Genomic DNA, 16596 nt, shown 5'->3' with positions numbered 1-16596 from the left:
TGTTAAGGCATAAAAAAATGAAAGCTTTCGATCTCCAGCGGATGGCGTTTGATAAAGTCCCTCCTGAGTTTTTAGGCGAAGTAGCGCTGCGCAGCCTGTACACCTTTGTACTCGTTTTCCTGTTTCTGAAAATCACCGGACGTCGCGGCGTGCGGCAGATGTCGCTGTTTGAAGTGCTGATCATCCTGACGCTGGGGTCGGCGGCAGGGGACGTTGCCTTTTATGACGATGTGCCGATGGTGCCGGTCTTTATCGTCTTCGTGACGCTTGCACTGCTGTACCGGCTGGTCATGTGGCTGATGTCGAAAAGTGAGAAACTGGAAGATCTGCTCGAAGGGAAGCCGGTGGTGATTGTCGAAGATGGTCAACTGGCCTGGGAGAATGTGCAAAGCGCCAATATGACGGAGTTTGAGTTCTTTATGGAACTCCGTTTGAGCAGCGTTGAGCAACTGGGGCAGGTGCGTCTGGCGATTATGGAAACGAATGGTCAAATCAGCGTCTATTACTATTCCGACGATGAGGTGAAGCCCGGCCTGTGCATCCTGCCGGATATGCTCATCGAGCGATACAAAACTGTACCTGAAGCGGGCGAGTACGCCTGCATAAAATGTAGTCATGTCGTGGTTATGCAGGCGGGCGATCATCAATTATGCCCCCGCTGTACGAATCCAGAATGGACGAAGGTTAGCCGGGCTAAACGTAACACCTGACAGCGATTTTGTCGGTTTTGTGACAACGGTACGGCAGATTGTATTGTGTGACGAGGGGCACATTTCTTCGGCCATCAGTTTTAGACATTGCGGCGCGTGTCACTGAATGATAAAACCGATATCCACAGTTATAACTTATGGCTTTTAGCGTGGTGAGGGGAAATGGCTCAAGTCTTTAATTTCAGTTCAGGTCCGGCAATGTTACCGGCAGACGTGCTCAAACAGGCTCAACAGGAGCTGTGTGACTGGAACGGTCTGGGTACGTCGGTGATGGAAGTCAGCCACCGGGGTAAAGCGTTTATTCAGGTGGCGGAAGAAGCAGAAAAGGATTTTCGCGATCTGCTGAACATTCCCTCGAACTACAAAGTATTGTTCTGTCACGGCGGTGGACGCGGCCAGTTTGCGGGTATCCCGCTCAATCTGCTGGGCGACAAAACCACCGCTGATTACGTTGATGCCGGCTACTGGGCGGCCAGTGCGGTAAAAGAAGCGCACAAATATTGCACGCCGAATGTCATCGATGCCAAAGTGACCGTTGACGGTCTGCGCGCCGTGAAGCCGATGAGTGAGTGGCAGCTTTCTGACAACGCCGCGTATCTTCACTACTGCCCGAACGAAACCATCGACGGTATTGCCATTCACGAAGAGCCAGATTTTGGCGAAAATGTCATTGTGACGGCGGATCTCTCTTCAACCATTCTGTCCACCCCGCTGGATGTCAGCCGCTACGGCGTCATCTACGCGGGTGCCCAGAAAAACATCGGTCCTGCGGGTCTGACTATCGTTATTGTGCGTGAAGACCTGCTGGGGAAAGCCCATAAGTCTTGCCCGTCAATTCTGGATTACACCGTCCTGAACGACAACGATTCCATGTTCAACACCCCACCAACGTTTGCCTGGTATCTCTCCGGCCTGGTCTTCAAATGGCTGAAGCAAAAAGGCGGTGTGGCGCAGATGGATAAGATCAATCAGCAAAAGGCTGAACTGCTGTACGGCGTGATCGACAAGAGCGATTTCTACCGTAACGATGTCGCCAAAACTAACCGTTCGCGCATGAACGTGCCGTTCCAGCTGGCGGACAGCAACCTGGATAACGTGTTCCTGGAAGAGTCCTTCGCGGCGGGTCTGCATGCGCTGAAAGGCCACCGTGTGGTAGGCGGAATGCGCGCCTCTATCTATAACGCCATGCCGCTGGAGGGCGTTAAAGCCCTGACTGATTTCATGATCGACTTCGAACGTCGTCACGGTTAATTGGCTGTTTTTCACCCCCGCAGCGTTCCTGCGGGGTTTTTATTATGTTGAGTTGAGAGTTGAGTTTCATGGAATCCCTGACGTTACAACCTATCGCGCGGGTAGATGGCACCATTAATCTGCCTGGTTCAAAAAGTGTCTCGAACCGCGCTCTGCTGCTGGCAGCTCTGGCAAACGGCACCACCGTCCTCACTAATCTGCTGGACAGCGATGACGTGCGCCATATGCTCAATGCACTGAAAGCGTTGGGCGTTCAGTACGCGCTGTCTGACGATCGTACCCGTTGTGAAGTCACCGGTAACGGCGGCGCGTTACATTCTGCTGAAGCGCTGGAGCTTTTCCTGGGTAACGCCGGTACCGCGATGCGTCCTCTGGCCGCTGCGCTGTGTCTGGGGAGTAACGATATTGTGCTGACCGGTGAGCCGCGAATGAAAGAGCGTCCGATCGGCCATCTGGTGGATGCCCTGCGTCAGGGCGGCGCGCAGATTGATTATCTTGAGCAGGAAAATTACCCGCCCCTGCGTCTGCGCGGGGGATTCACTGGCGGCAATGTTGAGGTTGACGGTAGCGTTTCCAGCCAGTTCCTGACCGCGCTGCTGATGACCGCACCGCTGGCACCACAGGACACCGTCATCAACATTAAAGGCGACCTGGTTTCTAAGCCGTACATTGATATCACCCTGCACCTGATGAACACCTTTGGTGTTGAGGTGGAAAACCAGTCTTATCAGCGTTTCGTGGTGCGCGGAGCGCAGCAGTATCAGTCCCCGGGCCACTACCTGGTTGAAGGCGATGCTTCATCCGCCTCCTATTTCCTTGCCGCAGGTGCGATTAAAGGCGGTACGGTAAAAGTGACGGGCATTGGCCGCAACAGCGTGCAGGGCGATATCCGTTTTGCTGACGTGCTGGAAAAAATGGGCGCGGTGGTGACCTGGGGCGATGACTTCATCTCCTGTACCCACGGTGAGCTGAACGCCATCGATATGGATATGAACCATATTCCGGATGCGGCGATGACCATTGCCACCGCTGCGCTGTTTGCGAAAGGCACCACCACGCTGCGAAACATTTACAACTGGCGTGTGAAAGAGACGGACCGCCTGTTCGCGATGGCAACCGAGCTGCGTAAAGTGGGGGCTGAGGTAGAAGAGGGCGAAGACTACATTCGCGTCACGCCGCCGGCAAAACTGCAATTTGCAGAAATTGGCACCTACAACGATCACCGCATGGCGATGTGTTTCTCGCTGGTGGCGTTGTCAGATACGCCAGTCACTATCCTTGATCCGAAGTGTACGGCAAAAACGTTCCCGGACTACTTCGAACAGCTGGCGCGCATTAGCACCCTGGCCTGATGATGGTATGCCGCATCACCTGATGCGGCATTTCCTTACGCTTTCTGACACTCATCCTCTTTCATTTCTTCTACACTCTGCTTCAATCATTCCGTAATTTGCACGCAAAGGTAACAGTTGCGCACGTTGGCGCGTATAATGCGCGGCGTTCATGTAAACGGTATGCCTTAATTAAGGAGAAAAAGATGACGGCAATTGCCCCGGTAATCACCATTGATGGGCCAAGTGGCGCAGGGAAAGGTACTCTGTGCAAAGCGATGGCGGAAGCATTGCAATGGCATCTTTTAGATTCGGGAGCAATCTATCGCGTGCTGGCGCTGGCTGCGCTGCATCATCATGTGGATGTTGCGTCTGAAGAAGCGCTGGTACCGCTGGCTGCGCATCTGGATGTGCGCTTTGTCTCGACCGATGGCAACCTTGAAGTGATCCTGGAAGGGGAAGATGTCAGCGGTGAAATCCGTACCCAGGAAGTGGCCAATGCGGCCTCTCAGGTGGCGGCTTTCCCACGCGTTCGTGAAGCGCTGTTACGTCGCCAGCGCGGTTTCCGTGAAGCGCCGGGGCTGATCGCCGACGGCCGCGACATGGGAACCGTGGTATTCCCCGATGCGCCAGTGAAAATTTTCCTTGACGCCTCTTCAGAAGAACGTGCTCAACGCCGCATGCTTCAGTTGCAGGAAAAGGGGTTTAGTGTTAACTTTGATCGCCTTTTATCCGAGATAAAAGAGCGCGATGACCGCGATCGTAACCGCGCCGTCGCACCACTTGTTCCCGCGCAAGACGCATTAGTGCTGGATTCAACCAGTTTAACTATTGAGCAAGTGATTGAAAAAGCGCTACAATATGCGCGCCAAAAACTGGCACTCGCGTAATCGCGACCGATTTAGCAGTACCCCCGCTGCAATGGATTGACGGCGGGTATGTGAAACAACCCCATCCGGCACGGAGCCAGGTGGACGTTAATATTAACCTGAAGATTAAACATGACTGAATCTTTTGCTCAACTGTTTGAAGAATCCTTAAAAGAAATCGAAACCCGTCCGGGTTCCATCGTTCGTGGCGTTGTTGTTGCTATCGACAAAGACGTTGTACTGGTTGACGCCGGTCTGAAATCTGAGTCTGCCATCCCGGCTGAGCAGTTCAAAAACGCCCAGGGCGAGCTGGAAATCCAGGTTGGTGACGAAGTTGACGTTGCTCTGGACGCAGTAGAAGACGGCTTCGGCGAAACCCTGCTGTCTCGTGAGAAAGCTAAACGTCACGAAGCATGGATCACGCTGGAAAAAGCTTACGAAGAAGCTGAAACTGTGGTCGGTGTTATCAACGGCAAAGTTAAAGGTGGCTTCACTGTTGAGCTGAATGGTATTCGTGCGTTCCTGCCAGGTTCTCTGGTAGACGTTCGTCCAGTCCGTGACACCCTGCACCTCGAAGGCAAAGAGCTTGAGTTCAAAGTAATCAAGCTGGACCAGAAGCGTAACAACGTTGTTGTTTCCCGTCGTGCCGTTATCGAATCCGAAAACAGCGCAGAACGCGATCAGCTGCTGGAAAACCTGCAGGAAGGCATGGAAGTCAAAGGTATCGTTAAGAACCTCACTGACTACGGCGCATTCGTTGACCTGGGCGGCGTTGATGGCCTGCTGCACATCACCGACATGGCGTGGAAACGCGTTAAGCACCCAAGCGAAATCGTGAACGTGGGCGACGAAATCACTGTTAAAGTGCTGAAGTTCGACCGCGAGCGTACTCGTGTATCCCTCGGCCTGAAACAGCTGGGCGAAGATCCATGGGTAGCTATCGCTAAGCGTTACCCAGAAGGTACTAAACTGACTGGTCGCGTTACCAACCTGACTGACTACGGCTGCTTCGTTGAAATCGAAGAAGGCGTTGAAGGTCTGGTGCACGTTTCCGAAATGGACTGGACCAACAAAAACATCCACCCATCCAAAGTTGTTAACGTTGGTGATGTAGTGGAAGTGATGGTTCTGGATATCGACGAAGAACGTCGTCGTATCTCCCTGGGCCTGAAGCAGTGCAAAAACAACCCATGGCAGCAGTTCGCGGAAACCCACAACAAGGGCGACCGTGTTGAAGGTAAAATCAAGTCTATCACTGACTTCGGTATCTTCATCGGCCTGGACGGCGGCATCGATGGCCTGGTTCACCTGTCTGACATCTCCTGGAACGTTGCAGGCGAAGAAGCAGTTCGTGAATACAAAAAAGGCGACGAAATCGCAGCAGTTGTTCTGCAAGTTGACGCAGAGCGTGAGCGTATCTCCCTGGGCGTTAAACAGCTCGCAGAAGATCCGTTCAACAACTGGGTTGCACTGAACAAGAAAGGCGCAATCGTAAACGGTAAAGTGACTGCTGTTGACGCTAAAGGCGCAACCGTAGAACTGGCTGACGGCGTTGAAGGTTACCTGCGCGCTTCCGAAGCTTCACGTGACCGCGTTGAAGATGCAACTCTGGTTCTGAGCGTTGGTGACGACGTTGAAGCTAAGTTCACCGGTGTTGACCGTAAGAACCGTGCAATCAGCCTGTCTGTTCGTGCTAAAGACGAAGCTGATGAGAAAGATGCAATCGCAACTGTGAACAAACAGGAAGATGCAAACTTCTCTAACAACGCAATGGCTGAAGCTTTCAAAGCAGCTAAAGGCGAGTAAGTTCAGGTTCGCACCATCATTTGAGCTGTAACGCATTTACAGCGCGAAGGATGGAGAGCAGACTTGACAGATTGCAGGATTCGTCCTGTAATCAATAACAAAGGGCGGCTACGGCCGCCCTTGTTTAATAAGCTGTTCAGCTAATGGGTTTGAAAGGAACCGGAGGAATCATGACCAAGTCAGAATTGATTGAAAGACTTGCCAGTCAGCAACCGCATATCCCTGCCAAGGCTGTGGAAGATGCCGTTAAAGAGATGCTGGAGCATATGGCTACCACTCTTGCCCAGGGCGAGCGCATTGAAATCCGCGGTTTCGGTAGTTTTTCTCTGCACTATCGTGCACCACGTACCGGGCGTAACCCGAAGACTGGCGATAAAGTGGAGCTGGAAGGAAAGTATGTTCCGCACTTTAAGCCGGGTAAAGAACTGCGCGATCGCGCCAATATTTACGGTAACTGAGTTTAATCATCAGGGTTAAACTGAGTTTAAAGAAAGCACCTTAGGGTGCTTTTTTTGTATCCCGCCCCTGCATTTCTGAATACGCGCCGCATTTAAATTTTCTCTTTGCTGTAAGCGCTTAAAACGTTGCAGCGCCCGCTGTAAATCACGTTTTTTCTGTCTGACGACGCATCAGTCCCGCCGCATAATCGCCTGAAACATGGAGGTGAAGATGGGGATCCACGTTATCAGTATGTGCGCCATTCTGGCCATAATCCCGCTCTATTGGTTACCCGTTTTGCCTGATTTGCATATTGTCTGGTTGCTGATTGCCGCAGGAATTGCGTTATCCGTACAGCAGAGAAAATGGCTCAGGTTTTCAGGCCTCGCATTGCTTTTTATGTGCTGGGGGATCCTGGCCGCTCAGGAAAGCGTGTGGCAGATGAACTATTTAACGCAAGCACCGCAGCAGGCCGAGGTGGTCATTACCGCAACGGACGGCGCAACGATGCATCAGGGAAGGATTGTCAGCCTCAATGGAGAACGCGTGTGGGCTGCCATGGGCGTGGCGCTGTATGGCAACTATTTGCCGCATAACGTCTGCGTGGGTCAACGCTGGGCAATGACCCTGCGGCTCAGGGCGGTACACGGAGAACTCAACGATGGCGGCTATGATTCACAGAAAAATGCCTTTGCCCGACACCAGACGCTGAGTGGACGGTTTACCCATGCGGCGCTCGTTGACGAAGGCTGTAGTCTGCGTGCGCAATACCTGACATCACTACAGAATACTCTTTCAGCATATCAGTGGGGACCCGTGATCCTGGGGCTGGGGATGGGGGAGCGGCTGTCGGTCTCGCGGGAGATAAAAAACCTGATGCGTGATACCGGAACGATGCATCTGATGGCAATCTCGGGATTACATATTGCGCTGGCCGCTTCTGTCATCTGGTTTCTGGCGCGGGGCATCCAGTTCTTCCTGCCGGGCCGCTGGATTATCTGGCAAATCCCCTTGCTGGCAGGGCTGATTTTTGCCGCGTTTTACGCATGGCTAACGGGCTTGCAGCCGCCCGCGCTGCGCACGGTTATCGCGCTTGTGGTACTGGCAGCATTAAAAATGAGCGGTCACCAGTGGTCGCCCTGGCAGGTATGGCTTACCTGCGTGGCGGCGATCTTGGTTTTCGATCCACTGGCGGTCCTGTCACAAAGCCTGGCGTTGTCAGCGTTTGCGGTCGCCGCGCTTATTTTTTGGTATCAGTGGTTGCCTCTCCCGCACTGGCAACGTGGCCGGTGCCTGCGGCCGCTGGTTACGCTGTTGTATTTGCAGGTCGGAATGCTGCTGCTTCTGTTGCCGCTTCAGGTCCTGATTTTCCATGGTTTCAGCCTCTCCTCGCTGGTGGCGAACCTGTTTGCCGTTCCTCTGGTCACGTTTATCTCAGTTCCGCTGATCCTGCTCGGCATGTTTCTGCATCTGTTTCCGGTCGCTGTGCTGGAAAGTATCGTCTGGCTGGCTACTGATAAATCTCTGGCAGGGCTTTTCTGGCTATTAATGCGTTTACCGAATGGCTGGCAGGACGTTGATGAACGCTGGCAATACCTGACGTTACTGCCGTGGCTGCTGGTCATTGGCTGGCGATTCAGGGCCTTCAGCGCAGCACCCGCAGTCTGTCTGGCAGGCAGCGTGGTGCTGGCCTTTCCCCTCTGGCACAGGGTTAAAACAGACAGCTGGTCCCTGCATATGCTGGATGTAGGGCAGGGGCTGGCGATGGTCATTGAGCGTCACGGGAAGGCCATTCTGTATGACACCGGGCTGGCATGGCCCGGTGGGGACAGTGCGCAGCAGCTGATTATCCCCTGGCTACGCTGGCATCATCTGAAACCGGAAGGGGCGATCCTGAGCCATGAACATCTCGACCACGCGGGGGGACTGGCATCGCTAAAAGCTGCCTGGCCCGCAATGTGGATCAGGAGCCCCTTATCCTGGTCCGGACATCTTCCGTGCTTTCGAGGACAGCGATGGCAGTGGCAGGGTTTAACGTTCTCCGTGCACTGGCCACCCGAAAACACCTCGGCGAAAGGTAACAACCGCTCCTGCGTGGTAAAAATCGATGACGGCGAACAGAGCGTTTTACTGACCGGAGACATTGAAGCGCAGGCAGAACTGGCAATGCTTAGCCACCGCTGGCGTCAGCTTGCGTCTACACTGATTCAGGTGCCGCATCATGGAAGTAACACGTCATCTTCAACACCGTTGCTACAGCGCGTAGAGGGGCAGGTTTCGCTGGCCTCGATGGCTCGCTATAACGCGTGGCGTTTCCCTTCTATTAAAGTGGTCCGGCGCTATCGAACGGAGGGATATCTCTGGCTTGATACCCCGCATTCCGGGCAGATATCTGTGACCTTTTCGCACCATAGTCGGCAAATTCGTCGCTTACGCGAACACTATTTACCGCGTTGGTATCATCAGTGGTTTGGCGCGCCCGTAGATAACGGGTAGAATATGCGGCTATTTCAACAAATGCTGGTTTTTTGAATGCATAACGACAAAGATCTCTCCACGTGGCAAACGTTCCGCCGGCTCTGGCCGATGATTGCTCCTTTCAAAACAGGCTTGATCGTGGCGGGCGTAGCGTTAATCCTCAACGCAGCCAGCGATACGTTTATGTTATCGCTTCTCAAACCGTTACTGGATGACGGTTTCGGTAAAACGGATCGTTCAGTGCTGCTATGGATGCCGCTGGTGGTTATTGGGCTGATGATCTTACGCGGAATCTCCAGCTATGTATCCAGCTACTGCATCTCCTGGGTATCCGGTAAAGTGGTGATGACCATGCGCCGTCGGTTATTCAGCCATATGATGGGGATGCCGGTCTCATTCTTTGACAAACAGTCAACCGGCACCCTGCTGTCGCGTATTACCTACGATTCAGAGCAGGTGGCGTCGTCCTCTTCCAGCGCACTGATTACCGTTGTGCGTGAAGGCGCATCCATCATCGGCCTGTTCGCGATGATGTTCTATTACAGCTGGCAACTCTCGCTGATCCTTATTGTGCTGGCGCCGATTGTCTCCATCGCGATCCGCGTGGTATCAAAGCGTTTTCGCAACATCAGTAAAAATATGCAGAATACGATGGGGCAGGTGACTACCAGCGCCGAGCAGATGCTGAAAGGCCATAAGGAAGTGTTGATTTTCGGCGGTCAGGAAGTCGAAACCAAACGCTTTGACAAGGTCAGCAACAGAATGCGCCTGCAAGGAATGAAAATGGTATCGGCCTCGTCGATTTCCGATCCGATCATTCAGCTGATTGCCTCTCTGGCCCTGGCCTTCGTCCTGTATGCCGCCAGCTTCCCGAGCGTCATGGAAACCCTGACTGCGGGTACCATTACGGTGGTGTTCTCATCCATGATTGCGCTGATGCGTCCGCTGAAATCGCTGACTAACGTCAACGCCCAGTTCCAGCGCGGGATGGCAGCCTGTCAGACGCTGTTCAGCATCCTCGATTCCGAACAGGAAAAAGATGAAGGAACACGCGTGATCGAGCGCGCTAAAGGCGACCTGGAATTCCGTAACGTCACCTTTACCTATCCAGGCCGTGAAGTGCCGGCGCTGCGTGATATCAGCCTGTCCATCCCGGCGGGTAAAACCGTTGCGCTGGTCGGTCGTTCCGGTTCGGGCAAGTCGACCATTGCCAGCCTGATTACCCGTTTCTACGATATCGACCAGGGCGAGATCCTGCTTGATGGTCACGACCTGCGGGAATATACCCTCCAGTCGCTGCGTAACCAGGTCGCGCTGGTCTCGCAGAACGTGCATCTCTTCAACGATACGGTGGCGAACAACATTGCCTATGCCCGTACCGAAGAGTACAGCCGTGAAGAGATTGAGAATGCGGCGCGTATGGCCTATGCGATGGACTTCATTAACAAAATGGATAACGGTCTGGATACGATCATTGGCGAAAACGGGGTGCTGCTCTCCGGTGGTCAGCGTCAGCGTATCGCGATTGCCCGCGCGCTGCTGCGCAACAGCCCGATTCTGATCCTCGATGAAGCAACGTCCGCATTGGATACGGAATCTGAACGCGCTATCCAGTCTGCTCTGGATGAATTACAGAAAAACCGTACCTCGCTGGTTATCGCGCACCGCCTGTCGACCATCGAACAGGCTGACGAAATCGTGGTGGTGGAAGATGGCGTGATCGTTGAACGCGGCAGCCATGCGGACCTGCTGGAACAGCGTGGTGTTTACGCGCAGCTTCATAAAATGCAGTTCGGTCAATGATTGCACGCATCTGGTCGGGTGAATCCCCTCTGTGGGTGCTGCTTCTCCCGCTCTCCTGGCTGTATGGCCTGGTGAGCGGTGCTATTCGTCTGCTTTACCGCCTCGGGATCAAGCGCGCCTGGCGCGCACCGGTACCGGTGGTGGTGGTCGGCAACCTGACGGCGGGTGGAAACGGCAAAACCCCAGTGGTGATCTGGCTGGTAGAACAGCTCCAGAGGCGCGGTATCCGCCCGGGAGTTGTCTCACGCGGTTACGGTGGTAAAGCGGCGCAGTATCCACTGGTGCTGAGCCCAGCTACGACAACCGCTGAAGCCGGTGATGAGCCGGTACTAATTTACCAGCGTACCGGCGCGCCGGTTGCGGTATCGCCGGTGCGCAGTGATGCCGTGAAGGCACTGCTTGCGGAGCATAACGTACAAATCGTTATTACCGATGATGGTTTGCAGCATTACGCGCTGGCGCGAGACAAAGAGATCGTGGTCATTGACGGCGTTCGGCGTTTTGGCAACGGCTGGTGGCTGCCAGCCGGTCCTGTACGTGAGCGAGCGTCGCGCCTGAAGAGCGTCGATGCCGTGATTGTGAACGGTGGTGAAGCCAGAGCGGGCGAAATCCCGATGTATCTTCGTCCCGGACAGGCCGTGAATATGTTGACCGGCGAGCGCATAGACGTCGCGCAACTGGAACATCTGGTTGCGATGGCCGGTATAGGTCATCCGCCGCGTTTTTTCGCAACGCTGGAGCAGTGCGGCGCGCGGCTGGAAAAACGAGTACCGCTTGCCGATCACCAGGCGTTAGTTGCCGAAGAGGTTGAAAGGCTGGCAGCGCCGGGTCAGACGCTGATCATGACGGAAAAAGACGCGGTAAAATGCCGGGCCTTTGCGAAAGAAAACTGGTGGTATCTGCCGGTTGACGCCGAACTCAGCGGCGAACAGCCGGAACATTTGCTCAAGGAACTGCTCGCGTTAGTGCAGTAACTTCTACGCGGTTCCGGTGGCGCTTTGACTGACAGGAAAACGCATGTCTCTACCGCAACTCTCACTTGCAGCCGCACGAAACTTGCATCTTGCCGCCCAGGGGCTTCTGAAAAAGCCCCGCCGCCGCGCGCAGCCAGCGGATATCCTCTCTACCGTGCAACGCATGTCGTTGCTGCAAATCGACACCATTAACATCGTGGCGCGTAGCCCGTATCTGGTCCTGTTTAGCCGCCTGGGAAACTATCCTCCGCAGTGGCTGGATAATGCGCTAAGTCAGGGCGAACTGATGGAATACTGGGCGCATGAAGCCTGTTTTCTCCCGCGCAGCGATTTTGCACTGGTGCGTCACCGCATGCTCGCCCCGGACAAAATGGGCTGGAAATACCGTCAGGAGTGGATGGTGGAACACGCGGATGAAATAGAGCAACTGATTGCCCATATTCAGGAAAACGGGCCGGTACGCTCCGCGGATTTTGAACACCCGCGAAAAGGGGCAAGTGGATGGTGGGAGTGGAAACCGCACAAACGCCATCTTGAAGGGCTGTTTACGTCGGGCAAAGTGATGGTGGTCGAGCGTCGCAACTTTCAGCGCGTCTATGACCTCACACACCGCGTTATGCCTCACTGGGACGATACGCGTGACCTGCTGTCTCAGGACGCAGCCGAAGCCATCATGCTCGGGAATAGCGCCCGCAGCCTTGGCATCTTCCGCCCACAGTGGCTGGCGGATTATTATCGTTTGCGTCAGCCGCAGCTAAAACCACTGTTGGAATCGTGGCAGCGCGAACAGCGCGTCATGCCGGTCTCGGTAGAGTCGTTAGGTGAAATGTGGTTGCATGCGGATTTATTCCCACTGCTGGCGCAGGCGCAGGAGGGCAAACTCCAGGCGACCCACAGTGCCGTGCTGTCGCCGTTCGACCCCGTTGTCTGGGACAGAAAGCGGGCCGGGCAGTTGTTTAATTTCAGCTACCGTCTGGAATGCTACACCCCGGCGCCCAGGCGGCAATATGGTTATTTTGTTTTGCCGCTGCTGCACGAAGGCCAGCTAGTCGGGCGCATGGACGCTAAAATGCATCGTAAAACCGGCATACTTGAAATTATCGCGCTCTGGCTTGAAGAGGGCATAAAGGTGACGGCTGGCCTGGAAAAAGGGTTAACGACTGCGCTCAGTGAATTTGCGCGCTGGCAGGGGGCGCATGAAATTGTACTCGGTCGCGTGCCTGCGGGGCTGTTTGCGACCCGTCGAGGTGGCTGGGAAACAGGCACTCCCTGAAAAGGGAATGTGATAAGCTTTAGCGATTACCCATACGGAGGAACTATGGATCACCGTTTACTTGAAATTATTGCCTGCCCGGTGTGCAACGGCAAACTGTATTACAGCCAGGATAAACAAGAGCTGATTTGCAAACTGGACAGCCTGGCGTTCCCGCTGCGTGACGGTATTCCGGTCCTGCTGGAAAATGAAGCCCGTTCACTGGTGGCAGAAGAGATCAAACCATGAGTTTTGTTGTCATTATCCCTGCGCGTTATGCTTCAACACGCCTGCCAGGTAAACCACTGGTGGATATCAATGGCAAACCGATGATTGTGCATGTCCTTGAACGGGCACGCGAATCGGGCGCCGGACGCGTCATCGTCGCCACCGATCACCCGGATGTTGCGCGCGCGGTTGAGGCCGCGGGTGGGGAAGTGTGCATGACCCGTGCCGATCATCAGTCAGGCACCGAGCGCCTGGCGGAAGTCGTCGAAAAATGCGGTTTCAGCGACGAGACGGTGATTGTGAACGTGCAGGGCGATGAGCCGATGATCCCGGCGGCGATTATCCGTCAGGTGGCCGACAACCTGGCACAGCGTCAGGTCGGGATGGCGACCCTCGCGGTGCCGATTCACCACGCTGAAGAGGCGTTCAATCCGAATGCGGTGAAAGTGGTCATGGACGCAGAGGGCTACGCGCTCTATTTCTCCCGCGCCACCATTCCGTGGGATCGCGATCGTTTCGCGCAATCGAAAGAGACAATCGGCGAAACCTTCCTGCGCCACATCGGTATTTACGGCTACCGCGCCGGCTTTATTCGTCGCTACGTCGGCTGGGCACCAAGCCCGCTGGAGCATATCGAAATGCTCGAACAGCTTCGCGTGCTCTGGTACGGCGAGAAAATTCACGTTGCGGTTGCCCAGGAAATCCCAGGCACCGGCGTGGATACCCCTGAAGATCTCGAGCGCGTACGCGTCGAAATGCGTTAATTCGCTGGCATCCCCTCGTCTGGGGGGATGCTCTCCCGCCAGGCTATTTTCCTTTTCTTTTTCATTATTGATCTCTACCGGGTGACATCCGGGTTTCGCGCGCTCATTATAAAAGCAGTAGTCTTAATGGGGGTAATCTCATATGGAACAGCTGCGTGCTGAACTCAGCCATCTCCTTGGCGAAAAGCTAAGCCGGGTGGAATGCGTGAATGAAAAGGCCGATACCGCACTCTGGTCGTTGTACGACAGTCAGGGAAACCCCATGCCGCTGATGGCCAGAAGTTTTACCTCGCCGGGCGTCGCCAGACAGCTGGCCTGGAAAATGTCGATGCTGGCGCGAGAAGGGACAGTCCGTATGCCGACGGTCTACGGCGTGATGACCCATGAGGAGCATCCCGGCCCGGATGTTCTGCTTATCGAGCGTTTACGCGGGGTTTCTGTTGAAGCCCCGACGCGTACACCGGAGCGCTGGGAACAGCTGAAAGATCAGATTGTCGAGGCTCTGCTTGCCTGGCATCGGCAGGACAGCCGGGGTCTTGTTGGCGCGGTGGACAGCACCCAGGAAAACCTGTGGCCGCTGTGGTATCGCCAGCGTGTTGAAGTGCTGTGGGGCACGCTGAACCAGTTCAACAACACCGGTTTAACGATGCAGGACAAACGTATTTTATTCCGCACCCGGGAGTGTCTGCCGACGCTGTTTGAGGGCTTTAACGACAACTGCGTGCTGGTTCACGGCAATTTCACGCTGCGCAGTATGCTTAAAGACTCGCGCAGCGACCAGCTGCTGGCGATGGTCGGGCCGGGGATCATGCTCTGGGCGCCGCGCGAGTACGAACTGTTCAGGCTGAGCGAGGGCGGGGCGGCGGAAGATTTGCTCTGGCACTATCTTCAGCGCGCTCCCGTTGCGGAGGCCTTTCTCTGGCGACGCTGGCTCTATCTTCTCTGGGATGAGGTGGCGCAGCTGGTCAACACCGGGCGCTTTAATCGCGCCAGTTTCGATCTGGCCGCAAAATCACTCCTGCCCTGGCTTGCCTGACGAACCTTTGAGCCACTGCCAGAGGCGGCCAAGCGTCTCGTAGCCGACACGATCGCTGTGCATCAGCCATACCGGGGACGGGATTATCCGTTCCCACGGATTGAGCGGGGCGTCAATAGCCATCTGGTTTGCCGGAGCAGGAAGCGGATGCAGGCCCTGCTTCTCAAAGAAAATCATTGCGCGCGGCAGGTGTGAAGCAGAGGTCACCAGCAGGAACGGTACATCACCGATGGCCTGTTTCACCGCCGCTGCCTCTTCTTCGGTATCTTTTGGGCTATCCAGCGTGATGATGGCGGAACGTGGTACGCCAAGCGATTCAGCCACTCTTGCTCCTGCTTCAGCGGTACTGACCGGGTTGGTTTTTGCCGCAGCGCCCGTGAAGATCATCTTCGATCCCGGATTGGCCAGCCACAGGCGGATCCCCTCGTTCAGGCGCGGCAGGCTGTTGTTGATCAGGTTTGAGCTGGGCGCCCAGTTCGGATCCCAGGTATACCCGCCGCCCAGCACCACGATATAGCCCACCTTCTGATTTCCCTGCCATGTCGGGTAGGTGTTTTCAATCGGACGTAATAAACCGTCAGCGACCGGTTGCAGGCTGAGTAACAGCAGCGCCAGCCAGCCCATGGTAACGAGGGATTTACCGCTTTTCTGAAAGCGGCTAAACCATATCAATGCCAGCCCCAGCGCGATGAGAAGCAACAGCAGGGGAAGGGGAAGCATCATGCCTCCAATATATTTTTTTAGGGTAAAAAGCATCCTTTTTGGTTCCTTTTTTAACCATACAGCAGGCGATTGTCGGTGATATTACACCAGAGTGGTTCATTCTCCGCGCGGGTGTGACAAAATAGCGGTTTTGCAGTGAGTGGAACCCTCCCAATGCGGGATCGCAATTTTGATGACATCGCGGAAAAGTTTTCGCGCAACATTTATGGCACCACCAAAGGTCAGCTTCGTCAGACGATCCTCTGGCAGGATCTGGACAAGCTGCTGGCTGAATTCGGTGACCGACCGTTGCGCGTGCTGGATGCCGGCGGTGGGGAAGGTCAGACTGCAATTCTGATGGCGCAGCGGGGACATCACGTCACGCTTTGCGATCTTTCTGCCGAGATGGTTGCGCGCGCAGGGCGAGCGGCAGAAGAGAAAGGTGTGAGCGACAACATGCATTTTATACATTGCGCCGCTCAGGACATTCCGCAGCATTTGGAAACGCAGGTTGATCTGATATTGTTTCATGCTGTGCTCGAATGGGTAGCTGAACCACAAGCGATGTTAAAAACGCTGTGGTCGATGTTGCGCCCGGGCGGTGCGTTATCGCTGATGTTTTACAATGCCAACGGCCTGCTAATGCGAAACGTGCTGGTCGGCAATTTTGGCTATGTACAGCAGGGCATGTATAAAAAGAAACGACGCACGCTTTCACCGGATTTCCCCCGTGAACCGCAGCAGGTCTATGGCTGGCTGGAGGAGATCGGTTGGGAAATTACTGGCAAAACCGGCGTGAGGGTGTTTCATGATTATCTGCGTGATAAACAAAAACAGGATGACTGTTTAGACGCCTTAACAGAAATAGAGACGCGGTACTGCCGCCAGGAGCCTTATCTGAGCCTTGGCCGCTATATACACGTCACCGCGCGCAAGCCGCAGATGCAAGGATAA

The 16596-nt window shown here is 54.9% G+C and carries 15 protein-coding genes; 14 read left to right on the top strand and 1 reads right to left on the bottom strand.

The annotated features are described in order from the left end of the window. Positions 1-17 precede the first annotated feature (17 nt). From ACJTMZ_RS05760 to ACJTMZ_RS05700, 13 genes are all read left to right on the top strand, one after another. The gene (locus ACJTMZ_RS05760) at positions 18-710 is read left to right on the top strand and encodes a DUF421 domain-containing protein (RefSeq protein WP_017693700.1); all 693 of its coding nucleotides are present in this window, start codon (positions 18-20) and stop codon (positions 708-710) included. A 162-nt stretch (positions 711-872) separates the two neighbouring features. After that, positions 873-1961, top strand: a complete 1089-nt coding sequence (serC, locus tag ACJTMZ_RS05755) for a 3-phosphoserine/phosphohydroxythreonine transaminase (protein ID WP_017384829.1) — start codon at positions 873-875, stop codon at positions 1959-1961. 68 nt (positions 1962-2029) lie between these two features. After that, on the top strand, positions 2030-3313 hold the full coding sequence (gene aroA, locus ACJTMZ_RS05750; protein WP_017384828.1) for a 3-phosphoshikimate 1-carboxyvinyltransferase: 1284 nt from the start codon (positions 2030-2032) through the stop codon (positions 3311-3313). A 185-nt stretch (positions 3314-3498) separates the two neighbouring features. Then, the gene (gene cmk, locus ACJTMZ_RS05745) at positions 3499-4182 is read left to right on the top strand and encodes a (d)CMP kinase (protein ID WP_015570968.1); all 684 of its coding nucleotides are present in this window, start codon (positions 3499-3501) and stop codon (positions 4180-4182) included. A gap of 111 nt (positions 4183-4293) precedes the next feature. Then, positions 4294-5967 carry a 30S ribosomal protein S1 gene (gene rpsA, locus ACJTMZ_RS05740; RefSeq protein WP_003858235.1) on the top strand — a complete coding sequence of 558 codons (1674 nt, stop codon included), beginning with the start codon at positions 4294-4296 and terminating at the stop codon, positions 5965-5967. Between the two features lie 170 nt (positions 5968-6137). Beyond that, the gene (gene ihfB / locus ACJTMZ_RS05735) at positions 6138-6425 is read left to right on the top strand and encodes an integration host factor subunit beta (RefSeq protein WP_003858233.1); all 288 of its coding nucleotides are present in this window, start codon (positions 6138-6140) and stop codon (positions 6423-6425) included. Positions 6426-6636: 211 nt separating this feature from the next. Then, positions 6637-8901, top strand: coding sequence for a ComEC family protein (locus ACJTMZ_RS05730; protein ID WP_077579772.1), 2265 nt, complete (start codon positions 6637-6639; stop codon positions 8899-8901). A 36-nt stretch (positions 8902-8937) separates the two neighbouring features. Continuing rightward, positions 8938-10686: a lipid A ABC transporter ATP-binding protein/permease MsbA gene (gene msbA / locus ACJTMZ_RS05725; protein ID WP_017693697.1), complete on the top strand. Its 1749-nt coding sequence runs from the start codon at positions 8938-8940 to the stop codon at positions 10684-10686. After that, positions 10683-11660, top strand: a complete 978-nt coding sequence (gene lpxK, locus ACJTMZ_RS05720) for a tetraacyldisaccharide 4'-kinase (RefSeq protein WP_096205415.1) — start codon at positions 10683-10685, stop codon at positions 11658-11660. Before msbA ends, lpxK begins: the two co-directional genes overlap by 4 nt. Before the next feature lie 43 nt (positions 11661-11703). Beyond that, positions 11704-12933 carry a winged helix-turn-helix domain-containing protein gene (locus tag ACJTMZ_RS05715; protein ID WP_045343536.1) on the top strand — a complete coding sequence of 410 codons (1230 nt, stop codon included), beginning with the start codon at positions 11704-11706 and terminating at the stop codon, positions 12931-12933. A 45-nt stretch (positions 12934-12978) separates the two neighbouring features. Beyond that, positions 12979-13161, top strand: coding sequence for a protein YcaR (gene ycaR, locus ACJTMZ_RS05710; protein ID WP_003858220.1), 183 nt, complete (start codon positions 12979-12981; stop codon positions 13159-13161). Further along, positions 13158-13904, top strand: coding sequence for a 3-deoxy-manno-octulosonate cytidylyltransferase (kdsB, locus tag ACJTMZ_RS05705; RefSeq protein ID WP_045343535.1), 747 nt, complete (start codon positions 13158-13160; stop codon positions 13902-13904). Before ycaR ends, kdsB begins: the two co-directional genes overlap by 4 nt. A 142-nt stretch (positions 13905-14046) precedes the next feature. Continuing rightward, positions 14047-14940 carry a YcbJ family phosphotransferase gene (locus ACJTMZ_RS05700; RefSeq protein ID WP_003858216.1) on the top strand — a complete coding sequence of 298 codons (894 nt, stop codon included), beginning with the start codon at positions 14047-14049 and terminating at the stop codon, positions 14938-14940. Here the strand turns inward: ACJTMZ_RS05700 and elyC are convergent. Continuing rightward, positions 14917-15696: an envelope biogenesis factor ElyC gene (gene elyC, locus ACJTMZ_RS05695; RefSeq protein ID WP_252010838.1), complete on the bottom strand. Its 780-nt coding sequence runs from the start codon at positions 15694-15696 to the stop codon at positions 14917-14919. The genes ACJTMZ_RS05700 and elyC overlap by 24 nt on opposite strands. A gap of 120 nt (positions 15697-15816) precedes the next feature. Between elyC and cmoM the strand changes: the two genes are divergently transcribed. Then, the gene (gene cmoM / locus ACJTMZ_RS05690) at positions 15817-16596 is read left to right on the top strand and encodes a tRNA uridine 5-oxyacetic acid(34) methyltransferase CmoM (protein WP_006809373.1); all 780 of its coding nucleotides are present in this window, start codon (positions 15817-15819) and stop codon (positions 16594-16596) included.

This window comes from Enterobacter sp. DN (genome assembly GCF_046054285.1).
Taxonomy (GTDB): Bacteria; Pseudomonadota; Gammaproteobacteria; order Enterobacterales; family Enterobacteriaceae; genus Enterobacter; species Enterobacter hormaechei_C.
Note: the sequence above shows the minus strand (reverse complement) of the source record. Positions and strands in the feature narration are given on the sequence as shown.

Bases quoted from the DNA above. Each gene is read 5' to 3' on its own strand.
- ihfB (WP_003858233.1), top strand. From the start codon at position 6,138: ATGACCAAGTCAGAATTGATTGAAAGACTTGCCAGTCAGCAACCGCAT.
- ACJTMZ_RS05715 (WP_045343536.1), top strand. From the start codon at position 11,704: ATGTCTCTACCGCAACTCTCACTTGCAGCCGCACGAAACTTGCATCTT.
- msbA (WP_017693697.1), top strand. From the start codon at position 8,938: ATGCATAACGACAAAGATCTCTCCACGTGGCAAACGTTCCGCCGGCTC.
- kdsB (WP_045343535.1), top strand. From the start codon at position 13,158: ATGAGTTTTGTTGTCATTATCCCTGCGCGTTATGCTTCAACACGCCTG.
- serC (WP_017384829.1), top strand. From the start codon at position 873: ATGGCTCAAGTCTTTAATTTCAGTTCAGGTCCGGCAATGTTACCGGCA.
- elyC (WP_252010838.1), bottom strand. From the start codon at position 15,696: ATGCTTTTTACCCTAAAAAAATATATTGGAGGCATGATGCTTCCCCTT.
- ACJTMZ_RS05760 (WP_017693700.1), top strand. From the start codon at position 18: ATGAAAGCTTTCGATCTCCAGCGGATGGCGTTTGATAAAGTCCCTCCT.
- cmoM (WP_006809373.1), top strand. From the start codon at position 15,817: ATGCGGGATCGCAATTTTGATGACATCGCGGAAAAGTTTTCGCGCAAC.
- rpsA (WP_003858235.1), top strand. From the start codon at position 4,294: ATGACTGAATCTTTTGCTCAACTGTTTGAAGAATCCTTAAAAGAAATC.
- lpxK (WP_096205415.1), top strand. From the start codon at position 10,683: ATGATTGCACGCATCTGGTCGGGTGAATCCCCTCTGTGGGTGCTGCTT.
- ycaR (WP_003858220.1), top strand. From the start codon at position 12,979: ATGGATCACCGTTTACTTGAAATTATTGCCTGCCCGGTGTGCAACGGC.
- cmk (WP_015570968.1), top strand. From the start codon at position 3,499: ATGACGGCAATTGCCCCGGTAATCACCATTGATGGGCCAAGTGGCGCA.
- aroA (WP_017384828.1), top strand. From the start codon at position 2,030: ATGGAATCCCTGACGTTACAACCTATCGCGCGGGTAGATGGCACCATT.
- ACJTMZ_RS05700 (WP_003858216.1), top strand. From the start codon at position 14,047: ATGGAACAGCTGCGTGCTGAACTCAGCCATCTCCTTGGCGAAAAGCTA.
- ACJTMZ_RS05730 (WP_077579772.1), top strand. From the start codon at position 6,637: ATGGGGATCCACGTTATCAGTATGTGCGCCATTCTGGCCATAATCCCG.